Consider the following 20,733-nt stretch of genomic DNA (forward strand, 5'->3'; position numbering starts at 1 on the left):
AATTTTATGAAAATCTTTCGCATCATCCCGCACCGCGTCTATAGTTGTTCGCCGTGGACCGGAGGGTATACGGCATGCGGCTCAACGCAGAATTGCAACTCGACGAATACAGCCTCGTAACGACTAAGTTGATGAAGAGGCATGCCACGACATCTGACGAAACTGTCGATGCCGACGAGTTGCGGAACAGCACGGCCCAGCTCGCACTCATGCTGGATCTCGCGAATCAAGCTTTCGTGCGGCACAAACCGGCCGGCCTGACCGTCGATCGCCTGGCAGGGAGACTCCATAAGCTTCGCAGGCAGGTTGCTCCCGCGGTCTGGCAGAAACTCATCCCCTTGGCTCAGCAACATCCCGTGGCGGAATACTTGGTCCAAGATCCGTTTACGCGCTGGTCGGTCGAAAAGCCGCGCGGGTACTCGGGCGATGCAAGCCTGCTGGACATTTACTACAAGCACCCCGTTGCCGAAGAGTTCGTGGCTTCGTCGACCTCGCTTGGCCGACAGATCTACGCCTATACCAGTGAGGCGGCGAGTTCGGTGGCAGGACGCGAGCGGCGGGACATACTAACCAGAACTGTGGACGAAACGGCCCGTAGGGTGGAAAAAGCGGAGGTGCTGGCAATTGCGTGCGGTCATCTACGAGAAGCTGAATGCTCCGAGGCGCTCGCCAAGCAAGAACTGCAGCGTTGGGTCGGCCTGGATCAAGACCCCGTCAGCGTAACCACGGTGAACCACGACTTTGCCGGCACTGCAGTCGAGGCACTCCACGGCTCTGTACGTGGTATTCTTCGCCGCGCCTACTCGCTTGGTACATTCGATCTCGTCTACGCATCGGGGCTATACGACTACCTGCCGCGTGCCATCGGCGTCCGTCTGCTTCAGAGGGCGATGGAATTGGTCAAGCCTGGAGGCGAGTTCCTGTTTGCCAATTTCAGCGATGAGATCACGACGGATGGCTACATGGAGACCTTCATGGATTGGCCACTCATCCTGCGTTCGGCTGACGATATGTGGGGCATCATCGATGCCGCAATCGGCAAGGGTTCCTTCGAAGCACAAGTATATTATGGATCGAACCGGAACATCGTTTACGGCAAAGTCAGGAAGGGCGATCTCTGAGTGCGCACGGGCGCGGGAAATTTCGCGCAGGCTCGGAACAATGTGCGGATCAGCCGTGACGGAGCCATGTCGTGTGCGTTTTCCCATGAAGGCGGCAGAAACCTTTGCCGAATTCTCGGCCAGCGAGCCCGGCGTCTGCCACCGTCGCTGGTTTCCGGCGCTTGCGGTCGCCCGCCATTTCCGCATTTGCCAAGGCAGTCATGAAATATGACCGGGAAACCGCGCCCGACACCGCGCTGTCCGACGATCCGAGAATGTGATCTCACGCCCCCTCTTGCGCGATCGGGAAGCGCGACAACGTCACCGCGCTGAGGCGCGGCGGTGTTGGGCTGCGGCACGGAGCGCTGTTTTGGGACTGCATTTTGCGGCGTCTGGCCTATCGCCGCAGATGAGGAACCGGATGGCCATTGTCAGGAGACTCTTTATAACGGTCGCTGAAATTGCGATAATCAAGGGGAGACGATGCGCTACATACGTCCTCATTCAATAGACGATGCCGTTGGCCTGCTGGCCGGGTCGGCCGGCACGGCCACTATCCTCGCTGGAGGCAGCGACCTCCTGGTGAGGATGAAAGGCGGCTTTGTCGAACCCGACCTGATCGTCGACATCAAGGCGATCGACGGACTGGGTGAAATCAGGGAAACGGCCGACGGTTTCAGCATCGGTGCCACCGTCCCCTGCGCCGTATTGGGAGAGAGCGCGGCGCTGAAGAAGGCATGGCCGGGCGTCGTCGAAGCGGCCAAGCTGATCGGCTCGAAGCAGGTGCAAGGACGTTGCACCATCGTCGGCAATCTCTGCAACGCCTCGCCGGCGGCCGACAGCGTGCCGGCGCTGGTGGCCGCCGGCGCCAAGGCATTGGTTGCCGGGCCGGCAGGCAAGCGCACCATTCCCGTTGAGACCGTGCCGACCGGGCCGGGCAAGACCTCGCTGGCCAAGGGCGAGATCATCGAGGCGATCCTCCTCGACAAGCGCCCGCCGCACTCGGGCGATGCCTATCTGCGGTTCATTCCGCGCACGGAGATGGATATCGCGGTGGTCAGCGCCGGTATAAACCTGACGCTCGATGAGCAAGGTGTCGTCAAGGCGGCCCGCGTGGCAGTGGGCGCCGCGGCGCCGACGGTGCTTCTGGTGGCGGAGGCAGCCGAGGTTCTCATCGGCTCCAAGCTGGACGAAGCGACACTGGAGAGGCTCGCCAAGGTCTGCTCGGGGGCCTGCCGCCCCATCGACGACAAGCGGGGCACCGTCGAATTCAGGAGAAAGGTTGCGGGTGTGCTGGCCAAGCGGGCCGCCACGACCGCCTATACGCGTGCAGGAGGCAAATGATGGCTGGAGTTGCAGTCTCAACCACAATCAACGGGGACAACGTCGAGTACCTTTGCCAGCCGGACGAGACGCTGCTCGACGTCCTGCGGGATCGCCTGGGGCTGACGGGCGCCAAGGAAGGCTGCGGCACCGGCGATTGCGGCGCCTGCAGCATCATCCTCGACGACCGGCTGGTGTGCTCGTGCCTGGTGCTCGGCGCGGAGGCTGAAGGCCGGCGCGTCGAAACCATCGAAGGCATGGCGCGTGGCGACAGGCTGCATCCGCTGCAGCAGAAGTTCCTCGAACACGCGGCGCTGCAATGCGGCATCTGCACGCCGGGCTTCCTGATGGCGGCGAAGGACCTGCTGGACAAGAACCCCGATCCGACCGAGGAGGAAATCCGCTTCGGCCTCGCCGGAAACCTCTGCCGCTGCACCGGTTATGACAAGATCGTGCGTGCCGTTCAGGACGCCGCAAGCGTAATGAAGGGAGCGTGACCATGAATTTCGATCCGCGCTACCTAGACCGCAATTTCACATCCGTCGGCACGCGTCCCATCCGTCCCGACGGCGTCGACAAGGTGACGGGCCGCGCGCGCTACGGCGCGGACTTCAACATGGCCGGCCAGCTGGTTGGGCGCATTCTCAGAAGCCCCCACCCCCACGCGACGATCAGGAAGATCGACACGTCGAAGGCGGAGAAGCTGAACGGCGTGAAGGCGGTGATCACCGCGTCCGACCTGCCCGACCTCACCGACGGCGATTCCGCCATGTACGACATCCTCGACAACTGCATGGCGCGCAACAAGGCGCTCTATGACGGCCATGCGGTGGCCGCGGTCGCCGCAATCGACGCCCGCACGGCCAGGCAGGCACTGAAGCTCATCGAGGTCGACTACGAGGTGCTGCCACATGTGACCGACGTCGACGAGGCGATGAAGTCCACTGCGCCCGTGCTGCAAGACACCGTATTCACAGAGGGCGTAGAGCCCAAGCCCAGCAAGCCGTCCAACATCGCCAAGCGCAGCCAGTTTGGCCATGGCGATGTCGGCGAGGGTTTTGGGCAGGCCGATTTCGTCATCGAACGCTCCTTCAGGACCGAGCAGACGCACCAGGGCTATATCGAGCCGCATGCCTGCGTGGCGAGCGTCAGTTCCGACGGCACCGCCGACCTCTGGGTCTGCACGCAAGGCCATTTCGTCTACCGCCAGCACTGCGCCCAACTGCTTGGCATGGAAGCCTCGAAGCTGCGCGTCACCTCCTCGGAGATCGGCGGCGGCTTCGGCGGCAAGACCCATGTCTGGGCCGAGCCGGTCGCGCTGGCGCTGTCGCGCAAGGCCGGGCGGCCGGTCAAGCTGGTCATGACGCGCGACGAGGTGTTCCGCGCCTCCGGCCCGGCCAGCGCAACTTCGATCGACGTCAGGATCGGCGCCCGCAAGGACGGTACGATCACCGCGGCCGAGGCGACGCTCCGCTATTCCTGCGGCCCGTATTCCGGCATGTGGGCCGAGATCGGCGCCATGACTGCCTTTGCCTGCTACAACCTCGAGAACGTCAAGACTGTCGGCTACGAAGTGCTGGTCAACCGGCCGAAGACCGCGGCCTATCGCGCGCCATCGGCACCTATGGCGGCCTTTGCAGTGGAAAGCGCGATCGACGAGCTGGCCAAGGAGATCGGCATGGACGCGGTCGAGTTCCGGATCAGGAACGCCGCTCAGGAAGGCACCCGATCCTCCTACGGCCCGGTGTACGGCCCGATCGGCATCGGCCCGACGCTCGAGGCGGTGAAGAACCATCCGCACATGAAGGCGCCGCTCGGCAAGAACCAGGGCCGCGGCATGGCTTGCGGCTTCTGGTTCAACTTCGGCGGCCAGACCTGCACCGACCTCAACATCGGCATGGACGGCACGGTCTCGCTGGCCGTTGGAACCGTGGACGTGGGCGGCTCGCGCGCCTCGCTATCGCTGGTGGCGGCTGAGGAACTCGGCATCAGCTATGAGCAGGTCAAGGCCGTGGTCGCCGATACTTCCAGCCTCGGCTACAACGACATGACGGACGGAAGCCGCGGCACCTTCTCCTCCTCCATGGCGACGATCTCGGCCGCCCGCAACGCCATCAAGATCCTGCGGGAACGCGCCGCGCAGATGTGGGACGTTCCGGTCGACGACGTGGTCTGGGAAAAGGGCCACGCCATCGCCAAGGGCGAGAGGCACGGCAATCTTGGACGCCTGTCGCTGAAGGAGATCGCGACCGCTTCGGGCAAGACCGGCGGACCGATCGCCGGCCACAGCGAGCTCGTCGCCGACGGCGCGGGCGTCTCCTTCGCCACCCATATCTGCGATATCGAAGTCGATCCCGAGACCGGCGCCACAAGGGTTCTGCGCTACACCGTCGTCCAGGACGCCGGCAAGGCGGTGCACCCGACCTATGTGGAGGGCCAATACCAGGGGGGTGCTGCGCAAGGCATCGGCTGGGCGCTCAATGAGGAGTACATCTACGGCAAGGACGGACGGCTTCAGAACCCCGGCTTCCTCGACTACCGCATCCCGGTCTGCTCGGACCTGCCGATGATCGACACGCAGATTCTCGAGATCCCCAATCCCAACCATCCTTACGGGGTGCGTGGCGTCGGCGAGACGTCGATCGTGCCGCCGCTGGCATCAATCGCCAATGCAGTGTCGAATGCCGTGGGCGTGCGGATGACGCATATCCCGATGTCACCGCCGCGCATCCTGGCGGCGCTCGAGGCGGAACAGCCAGGCTGATGGTCGAAGTGACGCTCTGGGGGTCGCTTGGCACCGCCGCCGGAGGCAAGAACAAGCTCGACATCGAGGCCAAGGACATAAGGGAGCTGTTCAGAAAATTGGCTGAGCAGTATCCCGGCCTTGCGCCTTGGATCGATCGCGGTATCGCTGTCTCTATCGACGGGGTGATCTATCGCGACACCTGGTCGAAGGAATTGCCACAAGGCACCGAAATTTTCCTGCTGCCGCGTCTTGCGGGGGGATAACCAGACAGCCGTCTTACTGCCATCGGCGACCAAGACCTGGCTTGTGATGTAGGCTCGAGACAAGGCCCGGCTATCACCGAGAATTCTCAGCCAGCCGGTGAGTTAGGCTGCCATTTATGACTGCTTCGGGTGGCCGTGAATTGACCCGGAGCAAGCGAGCTTCGTTTAGGCTATGCGCACCAGCTCGCGCCTAATCGGCGAGAGGGATAAACTGACGGCATGCAAATGCGCGCGCTCGATCATATCGTGCTCTGTGTTAGCGATATTGCAACCACGTGCCGATTCTACGAGCGCGTGCTGAACATGCAGTCGCGGGAAGTGCGTCCTGGCAAATGGTCGCTGCATTTCGGTATGAGCAAGATCAGCCTTCAGGATGCCCGCGCATCGCCAGCCATTGCACGCGACACTGTTCCGGGAAGCGGCAACTTCTGTTTGCTAACCGATACTCCTATGGAAGCGGTCATCCTGCATCTTGAGCGTCAGGGCGTAGCGATTGTGGAAGGGCCCGTCGAGCGGGCCGGTGCGCTGGGTGCAATCCTGTCGGTTTACTTCAAGGACCCCGACGGCAACCTCATTGAGGTGAGCAATCAACTCTAGGACAGCATTGCCTGCGGCTGGCCTGCCGTTCCACTCCAGATAAATATCCTGTCTTTCCCCTTTGTTGGGCCAAGGACCGGAAGGGAAGGGGTCGTTTCTTCGCGTTCGCCAAGGGCGAAGAAGCGCGGAAGGCTGGCATCTGGTTTGACGGTCGGAAAAGCGCGGTCGCGCCAGTTGTGCGCACCTCATCAGACGGTTTCGAGCCGGCTGAACCGAACCGGGATGAGTTTCCGAGTCTCGAGTTGCCCTGCCGCATCCTTGTCGATGACAGTCAGAAACTGATCTTCTTCAGACACCAAAGGCAGAACCAGACGTCCCGCCGGCTTGAGCTGCTTCAGCAAAGCCGGCGGCGTCCGCTCAGCCGCCACGGTGACCAGGATCTTGTCGAATGGGGCGTGCTCAGGCCAGCCGCGAGACCCGTCTCCGACACGAATGCCGACATTGGAGGAGCCGAGGCCCTGCAGGAGAGCCCCGGCATGGCTTGCGAATTCTTCGATGATTTCGACGCTCCAAACTTGCCCGGCGAGTTCCGCGAGGATTGCAGCTTGGTAGCCCAGGCCGGTGCCGATCTCCAGCACTGCCTCGTGCGGTTGGGGAGCAAGGAGATCGGTCATCAGAGCGACAATGAAGGGCTGCGAGACGGTTTTGTCGAAGCCGATCGGCAGCGGCATGTCCTGGTAGGCGTAAGGCGCAACCGAGGCTGGCACGAAGCGATGCCGCGGCACCCGCCGCATCGCTGCCATCACCCGCTCATCGAGCGCTGCCTTGCCGAGTTCTTCGCTTGCAAGGTCGGTATGGATTGCAATCATCTCGACCATGTGCCTGCGTAGAACCGCGAGGTGCTCTTCGTTCATCGGCTTCATGACGGTGGGGCGTTCCTCAACCAGTCTGCTGCCTGATAGCCTATACCCTGTTCGTCTTGTCACAGTAACACCCACCGTCATGCCCGGCCATCAGGGTCATTGGAACCGTAGCTGGTTCGCGAACGACGCCCGGCAATTCGGAAATCGGCTTGCTCAAGATATTTGGCCTTCAGCCATGTGTTCGACGGTCCGCTCCTGTAGCGGCTGTCGGCGCGCTTCGAGATGATGCCCTCGAGCCCCACATTCTCAATGGCGCGGAAGATCGTTAGCTCATTGCCCTCGAAATGCTCGCTGTACTGGATCTTGCCGAGGCCCGGTTCAACCAGTTGCCACAGCGCCTGCTTGCGCTGCAGCAGGGGCAAGGAGGCTAGGTTGCGACCGTCGAGATGAAGGATGTCGAATGCGACGAACACCAGCCGGCTCGGCTCGTTCCAGATCGCGGCTTCCAGCGCAGGGCAATCGGGAGTGCCCTGCGCGCCGGCTACGATGACCTCGCCGTCGAGAATGGCAGCCCTGCACGGCAGCTCGACGGCCAGCGCGATGGGCCAGTATTTTGTCGTCCAGTCGTGGCCGTTCTTGCTGTAGAGACGCACGCCGCCTTTATCGATGATGATCTGTGTCCGGTAGCCGTCGAACTTGACCTCGTGAACCCATCCCTCATCTTCGGGCGGGTGCTCGACCGGAGTCGGGATCTGCGGCGGAATGAACTCCAGCCGGCCGCCGCTGATCTTGGCACGCTTACTCAATGACACCACCTTTGACCGCGTGGCGGTGGCGTGATCGGCACAGGCGGCCCGACATCCCCCCAACATGGACGCCTGCCGCCTGTGCCGAGCCCCCGCCGAGCCATTACGAGCATCTACGCAAGGGGCCGGATTGTCGTTAGCTTCGCATCCAAATACTTGTCCTGGTGTACATATCTCGCTGTAGGCGGCGATCCTGCACCGTTCTCACTGTCGGCACGGGGCTCCCGCACCGTTCTCGGGTTGCCGCAAGCCCACGCAGTCCCCCAGGCAAATTTCGGGTGACCTGGTTAGTCCATCAAAAGCATCAGAGCGGGATGCAGCTTCTTCAGATTCGGCAATGATTTCGATTGCCAGGGTATGTCGGGCGTTCCACGCACGATAAGTCGAACATCGGGATGCTTGCGCGCCTCGATAGTAAATTTCGCCAGCAGGTTGATGCCGGAAGAATTGAGAAACTGAAGGTCCTTTAAATTGAGCGTAACGGAAGAGGGATTTGAGGCAAGAACACTGATCGCCAAAGCCATGATGGGTGCACCAGCCTCGGAACTGGCAAGCCGCATTGCACCGTCGAAAAAGATATCGCATCCTTCAATCCACACGCGGTAGTCGTCTGTCTTGATTTCCATAGCCTGGCTTCGTTTCATCTAGTTGTGAGTTTGCGAGATCGGAATGGAGGCATATGTCTCTAGGCAAATCCGATCGCCTTCGTCGGCAGAGCTGAATATCCACGCCAGGCGCGCGTCATAGTCGCTCATCAACGTCAGCAATCCGAGTCCGGAGCGTACCACGTCGGGGTTCGCAGCATTCGCTTCAATTCGCTGTATCAGCAGGTCTCTGGGGTCGCCAACCGTGATGTCCGCCAGGAGACTTTGGAACTCGGACGCGTTTTCACCATCGAGGTCATTCGACACCTTGAGCTTGAAGCACTCCGAATCCATCGACGCCTCGATCACGATTTCACCCGGTGCGCGAAACTTGACGGCATTTTCGATGAGCTCGTTGACCAGATATCCGATGCTGTGCCGCGCTTCCCTGTAGTCATTGCGGGACGACTGAAAGCGCAACGCGAAAAGATCGGCGATGAAGTCCGAAGTCGTAGCACAATGACGCCAACTCAAGTCGAGAGGTCCGTCGAACAACCGCACGCGACTGACGCTCTCCTTCATCCCGATTGCAATGTCAGGGGTACCGAACAGCGTGGTCATTCTTATGTGTGCCTTATGATTACGAGGGTGATGTCGTCGTGGATCTTCTGGATCCCGATATGGGCCATAAGATCCTCGATGATCCCGGTTTTGATTTCCTCTGCGCTCCTGCCATGACGTTTTCGTGCGCTCTGGCAGAGGCGCTCGAACCCGAACAGTCTTCGGCTTTGGTCTTCCGCCTCGGTCACACCGTCGGTGTGCAGCACGATCACATCGCCACTCCCGAACAGGATGTCACGCGTGGCAATGAACTGCGAGATGTCATGCTCCAGACCAACCGGCAGACCCAGATCAAGCGTATCGATGCGCTCGACTTCCCCACCCGCACGGACGACCAGAACGTCCTCATGCTGGCCAGATAGCGTTACCCGCTCATCCTCAAAGTCAAGAAAGGCCAGCGAGAGATGCTTGTCGGTGTTCGTCCGCTCAATGTTCTTGTAGATCGCTCTGTTCAGCCGATCCAGAAACTGGTGCGGATCCGCTTCGTTGGTCTCCTGCAGCGCGCGTGCAACGGATTGGACCATCAGCATCAGCACGCCGCTCTCGAGACCATGACCGGTCACGTCGCCGATGCCGATCTTTACCCGTGACCCGTTCTGCAGGACGTCGTAGTAGTCACCGCCGACCTCGTCGGCCGGCCGCATGTAGGCTGCGATCTCCAGCCCCGGAATCGCTTCGAGCTCGAATGGTTTCGGCAGAACCATCATCTGGATCTGCCTGGCAACTGCGAGCTCGGCACCGAGGCGGACGTTCTCGTCCCGCAACTTTTCATTGAGTGCGGATATCTCCTGATTTGCGTCCCCGAGCTCTCTGGTTCGTTCGTCGACGAGTTGCTCGAGGTTTTCCGTGTGAAAGCTGATCTGCTCAGCCATGCGGTTGAAAGCAACCCCCACCGCTCCAACCTCGTCGCGCGTCGGAATGCTTACCCGGACTGAATAGTCTTTCGCCTGCAACCGCTTGGCGGCCCCGGCAAGCGCACTGAGGCCTGCAGTGATCCGCTTTGAAATTCCGAAGACAGCCGCAAAGACGATCAGGAGCGAAACGATAACTGCGACGACCTGGGTGATCAGGATCCGGTTGGTCGCGCTGGAAATGCTCTGCTGCGCTGCAAGGAGGGAAGCATAGATTTCCCGTTCGGGGACGACGAAGCCAAGCATCAGGGTTTCGGCCGTGATGGACCCGTTACTATTCCAGAGATTGACTGCGTTTAGCCGGCGAAGTGCGACGATGTATGGTTGGGCCTTGCCGTTCTCCTCAATCGAAATATGCTTAATGACTGTCTTGTCGTCGGCGGGAAGTTCGAGCGCTGCGACGGTCGCGTGCGTACTCTTTTTGAGCGAGCGATCGAGGCCGGTAACGCCTTGACCTGCCGCGCCACTTGCGATCTTGAGCCCGAGCATTTTCTCGCCTTCAGGCTTGATCGCGAGCACATTGCCGTTCGACATGGTGAGAAAACCGAAGCCCGTATCGGCGACCTTCACGCTTTCGACGATGTCAGCGAGCTGATCGAGCGTCACGTCGGCAGCGACCATGCCGGCGACATCACTGCGGTCTTTCGTCCAGAGCGGGTGGAAGAAGCTCACGATGAGCTTGCCGGTAATCGCGTCGATATAAGGAGCAGTCGCAGTGATGTCATCGCCCTTTACGGGGCGCGAATCCGGCTCCCTGATCCAGCCTTCCCAGCCTTCATAGACGCCAGGAAAGAAGAAATCCCAGAAATTCGCTTTGTCGTGGCCTGGATAGAGCTTGTCGAAGGTCTGCGCCTGATCGGAATAAGGAATTGTGCGCATGATCGGCCCTGCCTTCGGCCCGACGTAATAGACCTGCAGCTTCTTGGCGCCAGTTGCCATCTGGCTTGTGCCAAAAATATCGAAGATCGCACTCTCCTGAATGTCGCGGAGAATTTCGGGCTTCGGTTGGTGATCAGCGGAGAGGAGATATCCCCAGACACTCATGACCGAAGGTGACCCTTGCCGGGTCTGCACCCAGTTTCCCGTGGCGTCATATACAAGCGGCGCATTAAAATTGGGGTTCTTCGCCAACGCCTTGCCGATCGCATCTTTCGCTTCCGGATAATCGATTAGTCTCTGCATGGAGCCTGCAAGTGCGGTCACCTCGGAGTGCATGCGGCCGAAGAGGAGATCCGCGCGCAGCGCCGTCGTCTCGATATAGTTCTGGAGGTATTCCTGGCTTGCCTTGGTGAGGCCGCTCTCGATCTGGTGCGTCGCGTCCCGGGAAAGCCGGTTCACATTCCACAGCGCGACGCCGCCGCCGACGAGGAGGTCGAACAGCACCGCCCCACCCACAACGATCAAGAATTTCGCGCGGAAGCTGTTAAGCCGGAGGACAGGCCAGGGTCTAGGCGGCGTTGCATCCAAATCGGTCATAGCGGCTTGCGTCCCGATGCAACCCAGATCGGCCAGCCGGCATAGCCCTTGGAGTGGAGCGCAGCGAAGATGTGGTCCTGGAAGCCCTGTCGGAACCGCCTGATAAACGCCGGTGTGTCACCTCGCTTGGTAGCCATCTCGCCTGCATAGACATTTTCCCATGCCGCTATGACGTCCGCGAAGTCCTGTGGATCGCCGTCGCGGTTGGTGACCATGAAGGACTCGACCCGAATGTCTTCGAGCCCCGCTTCGGTCAGGTAGCGTTGGCTCTTCGGGCCAAGCTCAATATCCATCTGGAAGTGCGCCCACAGCTTGGCGACCTCGTTATAGGTCCACTGGATGCTGTCGGCGCGTGGTTCGCCCAGGCAGTGCGAATTTTTTTCATTGGTGATGTAGACGCGTCCGCCCGGCTTGCAGATGCGAAACAGCTCCCTGAGGATCAGTTCGGGCCTGTTGAACACCTGCAGCGAATGGCGGCACGTGACGAGGTCGAACTGATTTTCCTCGAGCAGCATCTCTGATGCATCGCCATAAGTGTACTCGATGCCCTTGATATCGAACTCCGCAGCCACGTTTCGCGCATAGGCGAGGCTCGACCTGGAGTGGTCGAGGGCGACGATCCGCGATGGCTGGAACTCCTTTTGCACGAGCACGGCGAAATCGCCGATTCCGCAACAGATGTCGGCCATGACGATTCCGGGCCTCATGCCGTGTCGCGGCAAGATTGCGCGCTCGTGGCGCCAGGTCATCTTTGTCTGTGTGCGCAGGATCGGTACGAACCCGCCGTCCTCGAGGAAGCCCTGCCCCGGATAGAATTCGCTGTCATACTCTTCGACCGTGATGTTCGGTTCGATTCCGCTCAAGCGACCGAATTTTCGCGACGTCCATCCGACGACGCTTGACGTGATGACGACGAACCTGAGATCGAGTCGAGCGCGGCAGGCGTCGAGGATGATCCTCGAAAAGGCGTGAAACGCAGCGTTGTTCATCTGCGTCAGCCGTCTGACATTGACGTAGAGAACGCCGCGCACACGGCCGATCGCATCGCGGAGCAATGCTATGCTAGGCCCAAGCTCATCGATCGCCTGAGGACGGACTACCCCCGATATGGAGAACTCCTGGCTGTTGGCGTCATATTGCGCCTTGAAACGCGGGAGAAGGTCGTAAGGGGTCAATTTTGCAGGCCCTCGAGCGGAAGATCCACGACAAGCTTGATCGTATCACCGTCGGCTTCCTCGACCCAGAGTGTCGCGTTGAAGTCGACAGCCAGTTCCAGGAGTACGACCTCCCGGCTGGGCGCGAGATCCCCAGACACCGAATTGAGGTATCGCTCCCTGGCCTCTGTTCCTGCGACTTGCGAGACGGCTTCTTCGTAGAATTGGCGCTCCTCTGCCACGCAAGGGAATGTCAACTCGATCCTGTCCGTCGCGCCATGGCGAGATACCCTGCATGCCAATTCGCCGTCGGCATGGCGCGTACGAAAGGCGACTTCCAGCAATTCGTTGAAGGCAGACGAAAAGAGATTCAAATGCCGGACCGAGTCTGACCTGTTTTGACTGATCATCCGGGCCATGTATGTCGAGACATAATCGCAGTGTCTCCAGGCGGAGACGAAAGCTTTGATTTCCATGTCAATCTGGATCATGGGCTCAAAAGTCGGCCCGCCAGCCAGGTCATGATGAACAGGTCCCATCGACATCCTCCCTTGTTCCATCAATAGTGAGCCCTGGTGGGGCGATGACCTCCGAGGCGGAAAATTTCACCGCGCCCCGTTATGAGTCAGTCTCGCATCGACTCGAAGAATTGCGCGGTATCTGCCTCGATCGTTTCCACAATCTCCACTTCACCGTTAACAAAGGGTGCAAGGGGTGCATTGATATTCATGACGCCGGCCTGGACCTCAATCTGAACACACCCTAGACCGCCCGATTTGTTCCCTCCATCGCTCGTACCACCCTCAGCGGGGACCGCCTGATGAAATCGCTGGTTGCCTCGGCTCCGAGCGGGCGTCCCAGGAAATTCCCCTGCAGGCAATCGCAATTCTCCTTGATCAGCCACCGTGCCTGTGCCGACGTCTCGACCCCTTCGGCGGTAACGCTTATTCCCAGGCCGTGCGCCAGATTCATGATCGATCGCACGATGGTCTGGCTTTTGAGATCGGTCTCTAGGTCCGCGATGAAGTATCGATCGATCTTCAACGTGTCGAAAGGAAAGTTCTTAAGGTAGCTCAACGATGAATAGTATGTTCCAAAATCGTCGAGCGATATTCGTATCCCCAAGACGTTCAGGGTATTTAACGTGTCGATATTGTCGATCGTCTTCTCAAGAAGAACCGTCTCGGTTATCTCGAGTTCAAGTCGGTCTGCTCGGATTCCAACTGCGTCGATGACCTGAGCGACCGTGTCCGTCAGCGAACCGCTAAGGAACTGAGCCGGCGACAGGTTCACCGCGACCGTCAGCGAGGAGGGCCACGTCAATGCCTCGCGACAGGCTTGCTCGAGCACCCATCGTCCAATCTCGTCCATCAGACCGTCGGCTTCGGCGATCGGTATGAACACGCTGGGCGGAATGATTCCGATCTCGGGGTGCCGCCACCGCAGCAGCGCTTCGAAACCGATCACCGACGAGGGAGGCCGAATGAGCGGCTGATACTCCAGATAAAGCTCGCCCCGCTCCAGCGCGGTTCGAAGGCTGCGCCTCAGATTCTCGCGTTGCTCGAGCAAGAGCAGCATCGAACGGTTGAACGTTCGAGCGCAACCGCGCCCATCCGTCTTGGCTGCGTAAAGTGCAATGTCAGCAGCTTTCATCAGCTGCTCGCCATCGGTCCCGTGCTCCGGCCCGAAAGCAATTCCGATACTCGAGCCGACGAAGACGGCAATGCCGTTGATGACGAACGGCTCCTTGAACGCGTCGACCAGCGATCCGGCGAGGCGCTCGGCTTCCGCGGGCTGATCCTTTCCCAATTGGATGACAGCGAACTCATCGCCGGCATACCGGTACGCGGATTCGCCGTCCTGCAGCGCGTCGCGGATTCGACCTGCCGCGAGCTGAAGAAGCGTATCGCCTGCTCCATGGCCGAGCGTGTCGTTGACCGCTTTGAAATCGTCAAGGTCGATTTGCAGCAAGGCGGCTTTCGGTTTTGGTCCGCCGATGGCCTCCAGTGCCTGCTGCAGCCGCTCGCCGAATCTCCGCCGATTCTGCAGGCCGGTTAGCACGTCGTGCGTCGCCTGGTGGAGCAGAATTACGTGCTCCTGCTCCTCTGCCGCGCTCCGCCCGCCGTGCTCCCTTGATTCGATGATTCCCACACCATTTGCAGTAGCGAAGACGAAAGCGGACCGTGGCGCTTGGCCCGACGATCGCGGCAAATCGATGCTGACCGGAGAGCCGCCGTGGAGCACACGAAGAAATTCGTCGCGATGCCTCGCATCGAGGAAGCTCGGGTAGATCTCCCAAACGGCGGCGCCCGGCGCCACCACGCCTCCGTACACGCCTTTGAGCCTGGTTGCGTAGTGCGTCAGGTTGAAGTCGCGGTCATAGAACGACAAAAGTTCGGTCGTGTTCGCCAAAAGGGCAGCGAGAAGCGCTTCGCCGGCACGTGGAACATTGCTCGGGGAAGGCCCCTCACTCACCGTGCCGACGCCTGATGCCTCTGGATGCAAGAGCCACCTCCATAGGCGGTGCAAATTCGCGTCCCCCAGTCAAGAAATAGCATAACTATCAAGCTTGGCAAACTTTCAACTCGCAGTCTTAACAAGCGCCGCATGCGGCCTAGTTGCAATGTATGCTGCGCTGCAATTGACGGCAAATTATCAATAACGATGAACAGTCGCAATTCGTTAATAAATCGGAAATTGGTGGGAACTAGCCATATGATTGATACCGCGGTGGACACGACACGAAATATTGTGGTCCATAAGCGGCGTGGCCTCCCCGCGCCGGCAAGCCTGTTTTGAGCCCCGCCCCGTCCCAAGATCGCCGATCCTGTATTCAGTTTCCGAGCGCTTTGAGCCAACCTTCAAAGGAAGAGGCCTTCTCGTGTCCGGCAAGCGAAACAGAGTTGGCGGGGCGCGGCAACACCACAGCAGTGCGGCCTTCGCGGGGGCTGTAACCGAATTCCTTGCTGAATGCCCGGCTGAAATTAGCCGCAGAACTAAACCCGAAGGCTTCAGCAATTTCAACGATGCGCCGGCTGTCCGCCGGATCGCTAAGCGCAATATGGGCTGCCAGAAGGCGGCGACTTTGTATGTAATGGAGAACACCACCGCTCGGTTCGAACAACTGATAGAGACGAGAGCGTGATACGCCGAGCGCCCGGCACATTGTATCCGGTGTCAGATGAGCCGCATCCAGATTGTTTTGGACGTATCGACGCGCTCGCTCCATCAGCGCGACACTCGTCAATTGTTCGGCGGCCGCAACATGTTCCGCCGGAGGCGTGAGGCAGGCAATGATCATGCTGCGTGTTGCGTGTACGATGCGAGGCAGATCTTCGGCCGTGAGACTGCGCAGTCTTGCTTCGATGCTGTTGACGTAGTCAACCAAGAGGTTGGCAAAGTTGCCGGACAGAATTGAATTGTTCTTTGCGTCGAGGGTTGCCGCCGCATCGGAGAACAAATCACGCGGTAGATAGAGAAAGAGACTTTCGGAGTCCGTTGTCCTCCCGCGAAACGGATAGCCAAGCGACCTGATCTCCAATTTTCCCGGCTGGCCTTCTGCAACGCGGCGATCGACCTCCGTCCACGACCGACCAGTGCGTGGCAAGACGATACACCAGTGATCGATCGAGCTGGACCGAAGCTTAGCGGCAGAACGGATGTAACTATGTGCCGGAGCGTGCTGTTGGACGATCAGCATGCCACCGAGGTTCCAAGCCGTGTGGTCGGCGGGAAAGCCACCGTCCAGCGATCTGTCATCCGGCAACCTGACCTCGACAAGCGGCGCCATATGCGCTTGCCAAGCGGCGAATTGATCCTCTGGCGCCAGTTCGAGCGTTGAAAAGGGCAGAGGTTCGAGCGCCGGCGCGAGTAACGGAGCAGCCTCATTGTGAGGTTGAGCTTCACGGGGCCAACGACGTCGATCACGCTCCAGCGCCTGCTTCGCAGAGGTCTTGCCTTGCCTTTTAGCGTCCATCGCGTGGTGCCATATCCGAATCGGCTATGCCCATGCCCCTCTCAATCATGTGGTGTAACTCAGGCATCTGGCAAGACTGGTGGACTCGAGTCGACTGAAACGGCGATCACGCTGGATTACGGTAAGAAATGCATTCCGAGATAAGTTTCTGGATGCGAAGCCAACGACACTCTTCAACCTGGCGCGTATAGAATCGGGCATCGTGAAATATTAGTTGAGGAAGCCACCGAAATGACCACAAAGCTCAACAGCGAAGCTCGTCGCAGGATAATTCTTGACGGATACGGTAACAACGAACCGTTGAAAGATATTGCGGCAAAGATCGGATGCTCACTGGCGAGTTTGAAAGTCACCGCTAGTAAAATCGGTTGCACTCGAACTCCGAAAGAGGCGGCGGAATTTCGGCGCGGCTTTCATGTCCCGGATCACAAACGGCAAGATTATTACCAGCTTATGATTGCCGGACAGTATAAAGCTCATGAATGTGCACTTATTTTGGGATTAATAACAGAGCAACCATCAGGAAACAAGTGAACTGATTCCAATACATTACGGGCGATATTGTCACTTAAGCAGTCCATCGCTTCAGCGGTTCATCAGCAAAAAAGCCCGCCGCAAGCACGGGTAGCGGGCCCTGAAAGGTTCGCATAGATGCTGCGTCGGCGTTTCAATCGCACCTGTCTCAGCCCTCACGATCTGGCTATTTGCGAACGCGTGTTCGATCAGGTCTGCACGGATGAGCATCTCGACCCTTTGGACCCGGACACCGAAATCTTGGCGGTGACTGTTGTGGCCATTTTTCGAAATGCTCACACAAGCGAGCGCGAACTGCTGGAGGCGGTCAGGTCTCTTCGGCAAAGGGTCGCGGCAACCGGGCATTAGCGCATGTCGCCCAAAAGTGCGCAGCAGTGTTGGTACAACGACATGGATAAAGGCAACAACCTAAGGCGCGTCGCACTGCTCGTGGCGCGGAGGAGGCATTGGGTAGGATTCGGACAGGCGGCACGTGGCTGAGCTGCACGAACTGCGAGAGACTCATCCTGCTTTCGGCAATCTCGTGAGATTAGGCGGTCAGGGAGCGTGACGCACATCGTCCGAAGTATCGCTTGTGATGAGATGAGGGTCGTCCGAGCGCTCTGGTGAATATTAGCGCATTTGATAGTATCGCTCCCACTCCGCCAGCCAAGGCACGGTAGCATGTCGGACAAGCGTCCATTAGAGCCTCCAATCGTGGCCCTTGCCAAGGGCGTCCTGAGCAAGGACGACAGTAGTGTGTCCGACGTTCGCAGCGAGCGGCGCGTTATGACAGCTCTCTGTTATGATCTGGTCGGATCAACCGACCTGCTCGCAGTTCTGGATATCGAGGACTATGAAGAACTGATGTCGGCCTTTCGGCGTGAGGCAAGACAGGCAATCTCATCGTACTCGGGCGTTATCGTGAGCGAGGCCGGCGACGGCGGTGTCGCACTTTTTCCAGCAGAGATGGAGGCAAAGGACGCGGCTTCGCAAGCGATCCGGGCAGGACGCGAAATCATTGAAGCGTGCAAGCGGGTCGGGCTGGAGAAAGACCATACGGACCTACATGTTCGGGTCGGGATTGCTACATCCATGACCCTCGTTCACGGGGACGGCGGTGACCCGGCGCATGCCAGCGTCACGGGCCCTGCTTTGGCCATGGCGACGCGGCTCCAGGCTATGGCTCAGCCGGATGCAATATTGGTGTCCGACGAGACCCGAAATCTGGCGCGGCGGTCCCACGTTTTCAGTTTTCGTGGCATTCACGTTATTAGGGGTTTCGCGGAGCCGGAGCGGACTTGGCGTGCCTTTAGCCACAAGCGGGACGTTGACCGCTTCTTCGCCTTCGGGCGCTTGAACAATACGTTTATAGGCCGTGGGGACGAACTGGCCACCATCGCTGCATGTTGGCATGATGCCGTCGCCGGCAAGGGCGGCGTCATTTTAGTTCAGGGTGAGGCCGGTATCGGCAAGTCCCGCCTGCTTTATGAAGTCCGCAAGAGGACACGCTTTCAGCGGGCAAAATTGCTGCTTTTTCAATGTCAGCCCGGCGGCTCCCACTCGGCCCTTTATCCTCTGCTGCAAAATGTTCGGGGTGACCTGGCTGGCAAAGAGGGTCGGCTGGAGAGTTCAGACGTAGCGGAGGTCTTCGCAAATCAAAGCGTTCACGATGACGAAGTTGTCGATATCTTCTCGTTTCTGCTTGGGGCTGAAGGATCGAATCCAGCTCTGAAGGAGGCTGATCTCAAGGTCATCCGGGAGAAAGCCACCTGGGCGGTTCGCAGAAGCATCGAAGCCATATGCGAACACGGACCACTCATCCTGGTCGTCGAAGACATACATTGGATCGACCTCACGTCGAGGCAATTGCTGGCGGAACTTGCACTCTTCATTCATCGGGTGCCCGTGCTTCTCATAATGACTGCGCGACCTGGATCTGAGACTTATTCAGAGTTCCGGGACTTGCCGCATATTACTCTGAAGCCGCTCGATCGCGAGGAAACGCGACAGGCAATCATGGCAATGCGGCCGGAAATCGGGTCAGCCGCGCATTCGGAACTCATTGGCATGGTGGAGGAGGTAACCGGGGGCGTGCCTCTTTTCATCGAGGAAATCTGCCAATGGATCGCCGAGAATGCGGCCTCCATAACGGATCGCCTTGCACCAACCGGCTCATCAAGCCGAATATCGGTGTTTGAAGGCATCCTTGAAGCCAGGCTGGAAGCCTTGGGCCCTGCAAAGGATGTGGCACGAGCGGCCGCCGTCGCCGGCAATCGTTTCAATCTGGAATTGCTCCGGAAGCTGTTGCCGGAATACAGTGACGAGACGATCGGGAATGCACTGGACACCCTCATCGAGGCGGGATTCCTGATCCGGGTCAGGCCTTCCGGCGAGCCCGACTATGGATTTCGTCATGCCCTGATCGGGGAGACAATCTACAATGCATTGCTGCGGAGGAGACGGCAGGCCCTCCATCAGTCGCTTTTCTCCGCTGTCGCCCGCGACCGAAATCTGGCCCCGTGGCTGGGTACGGCTGAATTGGCAGAACATGCTGAACGCGCTGGCCTTATCGAGGAAGCGATCGATCAGTTTGTGATCGCAGGCACGGAAAGCTCGTCCCGCTCGGCAATGGCGGAAGCAAGGCAGATACTCGAACATGCTTTGGGGCTCTGCGAGCGGGTTGCCGCGACCGACACGCGAGACGCGCTGCGGCTATCGGCAATGGTCGTGCTCGGTCCCATCCTGACCGCTGTCGAGGGGCCGAACTCGGCGCCCGCCCGCAAATTATACGAGGACGGCGTGGTGATCGCCCGGCGGCGGCCGGTAGCCGAACGGGCCAAGTGGTTCCCGATCTACTGGGGCTGGTGGTTCACCGATACCGTCATGGACGGCGAGCGCGCGGAAGTCGTGCTCAGCGATCTCAGGGATGTCGAGGATGCCGAAGTGCAACTCCAGGCCAGGCATTGCGTGTGGGCCATCGACTTCAATCTTGGCCGTCACGACCACTGCATCGCGGCCGTCGACGTCGGGCTTTCGCTCTATGAGCACGGCCAGGGCAAAGCGAATGCTGCGTTGTTCGGCGGGCATGACGCGAGGGTCTGCGGGCTCGCTCACCGCGCCTTGTCCTTGTGGTTCGTCGGAAAGCCGGCAAGCGCGATCCATTCGATGTCGGAAGCCAGGAGCTGGGCGCAGCAAACCGGACATGCCGGCAGCATCGCGCATGCCTACCTCAACGAGGCGATGCTGCATTGCTATCGCCGCGATTTTTCGGCGCTGCGAAGCGTGATAGCGGATCTGCGCCACTTGACGGAGCGCCATCATATGCCCGCCCTCGCCGCCGCAGCGCAAATCTTCGAAGGCTGGTGCGACGGCAACGCCGGCCAGGTCGAGAGCGGCAGGGAAAAAATGCGGCAAGGTCTTGGCCTCCATGGCGAGTTCCAGACACCTGAGGACGAACCGGTCTATTGCGGCATGCTGGCAGAGCTTTTGACACGAACTGCCGAGGTCGATGAGGCGCTCGCGCTGCTGGGCTCGGCTACGGCGCAGGCCGAGGCCGGCGGCAGCCGCTTCTGGCTGGCAGAGCTCTACCGGCGAAGGGCGGAGCTACTTCTTCTCCAGGGCGACGCGGAGGCGGACGTGATCGCTGCCCTCGAAAAGAGCATCGCCATAGCCGCGGAGCAAAGCGCGGTGCCTTTCCTCGTCAGTGCATACGAGACCCTTCAATCATCAGGCCTGTCACCTGAACTGTCGTCGCGCTATCGCGACCGGGTCGAACGTGCGAAATCCGCTCTCGAGCCGGGCGCCGCACTGATCGTCAATCCCGAACCGGCCGTTCGGCACTAGCCGGCCCTGCAAGA

General features: G+C 59.7%; 17 protein-coding genes. 8 read left to right on the plus strand and 9 right to left on the minus strand.

Annotated features, from left to right (window positions below):
- Positions 1-74 precede the first annotated feature (74 nt).
- The 6 genes from ACSQ3Z_RS18650 to ACSQ3Z_RS18675 all read left to right on the plus strand — a co-directional run bounded on the left by ACSQ3Z_RS18650 (position 75) and on the right by ACSQ3Z_RS18675 (position 6,029).
- Entirely contained in the window at positions 75-1,121 is a 1,047-nt protein-coding gene (locus ACSQ3Z_RS18650; RefSeq protein WP_436172779.1) for a class I SAM-dependent methyltransferase, read from the plus strand.
- Between the two features lie 462 nt (positions 1,122-1,583).
- Complete coding sequence (locus ACSQ3Z_RS18655; RefSeq protein WP_436172780.1) at positions 1,584-2,444, plus strand: FAD binding domain-containing protein; 861 nt, start codon at positions 1,584-1,586, stop codon at positions 2,442-2,444.
- The gene (locus tag ACSQ3Z_RS18660; protein WP_436173937.1) at positions 2,444-2,920 is read left to right on the plus strand and encodes a (2Fe-2S)-binding protein; all 477 of its coding nucleotides are present in this window, start codon (positions 2,444-2,446) and stop codon (positions 2,918-2,920) included. Before ACSQ3Z_RS18655 ends, ACSQ3Z_RS18660 begins: the two co-directional genes overlap by 1 nt.
- Positions 2,921-2,922: 2 nt before the next feature.
- Complete coding sequence (locus ACSQ3Z_RS18665; RefSeq protein WP_436172781.1) at positions 2,923-5,187, plus strand: xanthine dehydrogenase family protein molybdopterin-binding subunit; 2,265 nt, start codon at positions 2,923-2,925, stop codon at positions 5,185-5,187.
- The gene (locus tag ACSQ3Z_RS18670; protein ID WP_436172782.1) at positions 5,187-5,432 is read left to right on the plus strand and encodes a MoaD/ThiS family protein; all 246 of its coding nucleotides are present in this window, start codon (positions 5,187-5,189) and stop codon (positions 5,430-5,432) included. Before ACSQ3Z_RS18665 ends, ACSQ3Z_RS18670 begins: the two co-directional genes overlap by 1 nt.
- Positions 5,433-5,651: 219 nt before the next feature.
- Positions 5,652-6,029 carry a VOC family protein gene (locus ACSQ3Z_RS18675; protein WP_436172783.1) on the plus strand — a complete coding sequence of 126 codons (378 nt, stop codon included), beginning with the start codon at positions 5,652-5,654 and terminating at the stop codon, positions 6,027-6,029.
- A 188-nt stretch (positions 6,030-6,217) separates the two neighbouring features.
- Here the strand turns inward: ACSQ3Z_RS18675 and ACSQ3Z_RS18680 are convergent, their stop codons facing one another.
- From ACSQ3Z_RS18680 to ACSQ3Z_RS18720, 9 genes are all read right to left on the minus strand, one after another.
- Positions 6,218-6,892 (minus strand): protein-L-isoaspartate(D-aspartate) O-methyltransferase, encoded by a 675-nt coding sequence (locus ACSQ3Z_RS18680; RefSeq protein ID WP_436172784.1) that lies wholly within the window; start codon positions 6,890-6,892, stop codon positions 6,218-6,220.
- Positions 6,893-6,969: 77 nt separating this feature from the next.
- The gene (locus ACSQ3Z_RS18685; protein ID WP_436172785.1) at positions 6,970-7,638 is read right to left on the minus strand and encodes an ATP-dependent DNA ligase; all 669 of its coding nucleotides are present in this window, start codon (positions 7,636-7,638) and stop codon (positions 6,970-6,972) included.
- A gap of 287 nt (positions 7,639-7,925) precedes the next feature.
- Complete coding sequence (locus ACSQ3Z_RS18690) at positions 7,926-8,264, minus strand: slr1659 superfamily regulator (protein WP_436172786.1); 339 nt, start codon at positions 8,262-8,264, stop codon at positions 7,926-7,928.
- Between the two features lie 18 nt (positions 8,265-8,282).
- Positions 8,283-8,843 (minus strand): slr1658 superfamily regulator, encoded by a 561-nt coding sequence (locus tag ACSQ3Z_RS18695; protein WP_436172787.1) that lies wholly within the window; start codon positions 8,841-8,843, stop codon positions 8,283-8,285.
- 2 nt (positions 8,844-8,845) lie between these two features.
- Entirely contained in the window at positions 8,846-11,230 is a 2,385-nt protein-coding gene (locus tag ACSQ3Z_RS18700; protein WP_436172788.1) for a SpoIIE family protein phosphatase, read from the minus strand.
- Entirely contained in the window at positions 11,227-12,405 is a 1,179-nt protein-coding gene (locus ACSQ3Z_RS18705) for a methyltransferase domain-containing protein (protein ID WP_436172789.1), read from the minus strand. Before ACSQ3Z_RS18705 ends, ACSQ3Z_RS18700 begins: the two co-directional genes overlap by 4 nt.
- Positions 12,402-12,923, minus strand: a complete 522-nt coding sequence (locus ACSQ3Z_RS18710) for a ubiquinone biosynthesis methyltransferase UbiE (RefSeq protein ID WP_436172790.1) — start codon at positions 12,921-12,923, stop codon at positions 12,402-12,404. The genes ACSQ3Z_RS18705 and ACSQ3Z_RS18710 overlap by 4 nt, the downstream gene beginning before the upstream one ends.
- 223 nt (positions 12,924-13,146) lie before the next feature.
- Positions 13,147-14,796 (minus strand): putative bifunctional diguanylate cyclase/phosphodiesterase, encoded by a 1,650-nt coding sequence (locus ACSQ3Z_RS18715; RefSeq protein WP_436173938.1) that lies wholly within the window; start codon positions 14,794-14,796, stop codon positions 13,147-13,149.
- Positions 14,797-15,217: 421 nt separating this feature from the next.
- Complete coding sequence (locus tag ACSQ3Z_RS18720) at positions 15,218-16,360, minus strand: helix-turn-helix domain-containing protein (RefSeq protein ID WP_436172791.1); 1,143 nt, start codon at positions 16,358-16,360, stop codon at positions 15,218-15,220.
- A 231-nt stretch (positions 16,361-16,591) separates the two neighbouring features.
- Here ACSQ3Z_RS18720 and ACSQ3Z_RS18725 point away from each other — a divergent pair, with 231 nt between their 5' ends.
- Together ACSQ3Z_RS18725 and ACSQ3Z_RS18730 are read left to right on the plus strand one after the other, a co-directional pair.
- A complete protein-coding gene (locus ACSQ3Z_RS18725) occupies positions 16,592-16,894 on the plus strand; it encodes a hypothetical protein (protein ID WP_436172792.1) in 303 nt (100 codons plus the stop codon).
- 663 nt (positions 16,895-17,557) lie between these two features.
- Positions 17,558-20,719: an ATP-binding protein gene (locus tag ACSQ3Z_RS18730; protein WP_436172793.1), complete on the plus strand. Its 3,162-nt coding sequence runs from the start codon at positions 17,558-17,560 to the stop codon at positions 20,717-20,719.
- Positions 20,720-20,733 lie beyond the last annotated feature (14 nt).

The sequence above is a fragment of the Mesorhizobium sp. LjNodule214 genome, from assembly GCF_964252735.1.
Taxonomy (GTDB): Bacteria; Pseudomonadota; Alphaproteobacteria; order Rhizobiales; family Rhizobiaceae; genus Mesorhizobium.

Bases quoted from the DNA above. Each gene is read 5' to 3' on its own strand.
- ACSQ3Z_RS18650 (WP_436172779.1), top strand. From the start codon at position 75: ATGCGGCTCAACGCAGAATTGCAACTCGACGAATACAGCCTCGTAACG.
- ACSQ3Z_RS18655 (WP_436172780.1), top strand. From the start codon at position 1,584: ATGCGCTACATACGTCCTCATTCAATAGACGATGCCGTTGGCCTGCTG.
- ACSQ3Z_RS18660 (WP_436173937.1), top strand. From the start codon at position 2,444: ATGGCTGGAGTTGCAGTCTCAACCACAATCAACGGGGACAACGTCGAG.
- ACSQ3Z_RS18665 (WP_436172781.1), top strand. From the start codon at position 2,923: ATGAATTTCGATCCGCGCTACCTAGACCGCAATTTCACATCCGTCGGC.
- ACSQ3Z_RS18670 (WP_436172782.1), top strand. From the start codon at position 5,187: ATGGTCGAAGTGACGCTCTGGGGGTCGCTTGGCACCGCCGCCGGAGGC.
- ACSQ3Z_RS18675 (WP_436172783.1), top strand. From the start codon at position 5,652: ATGCAAATGCGCGCGCTCGATCATATCGTGCTCTGTGTTAGCGATATT.
- ACSQ3Z_RS18680 (WP_436172784.1), bottom strand. From the start codon at position 6,892: ATGAAGCCGATGAACGAAGAGCACCTCGCGGTTCTACGCAGGCACATG.
- ACSQ3Z_RS18690 (WP_436172786.1), bottom strand. From the start codon at position 8,264: ATGGAAATCAAGACAGACGACTACCGCGTGTGGATTGAAGGATGCGAT.
- ACSQ3Z_RS18695 (WP_436172787.1), bottom strand. From the start codon at position 8,843: ATGACCACGCTGTTCGGTACCCCTGACATTGCAATCGGGATGAAGGAG.
- ACSQ3Z_RS18700 (WP_436172788.1), bottom strand. From the start codon at position 11,230: ATGACCGATTTGGATGCAACGCCGCCTAGACCCTGGCCTGTCCTCCGG.
- ACSQ3Z_RS18710 (WP_436172790.1), bottom strand. From the start codon at position 12,923: ATGGGACCTGTTCATCATGACCTGGCTGGCGGGCCGACTTTTGAGCCC.
- ACSQ3Z_RS18720 (WP_436172791.1), bottom strand. From the start codon at position 16,360: ATGGACGCTAAAAGGCAAGGCAAGACCTCTGCGAAGCAGGCGCTGGAG.
- ACSQ3Z_RS18725 (WP_436172792.1), top strand. From the start codon at position 16,592: ATGACCACAAAGCTCAACAGCGAAGCTCGTCGCAGGATAATTCTTGAC.
- ACSQ3Z_RS18730 (WP_436172793.1), top strand. From the start codon at position 17,558: ATGTCGGACAAGCGTCCATTAGAGCCTCCAATCGTGGCCCTTGCCAAG.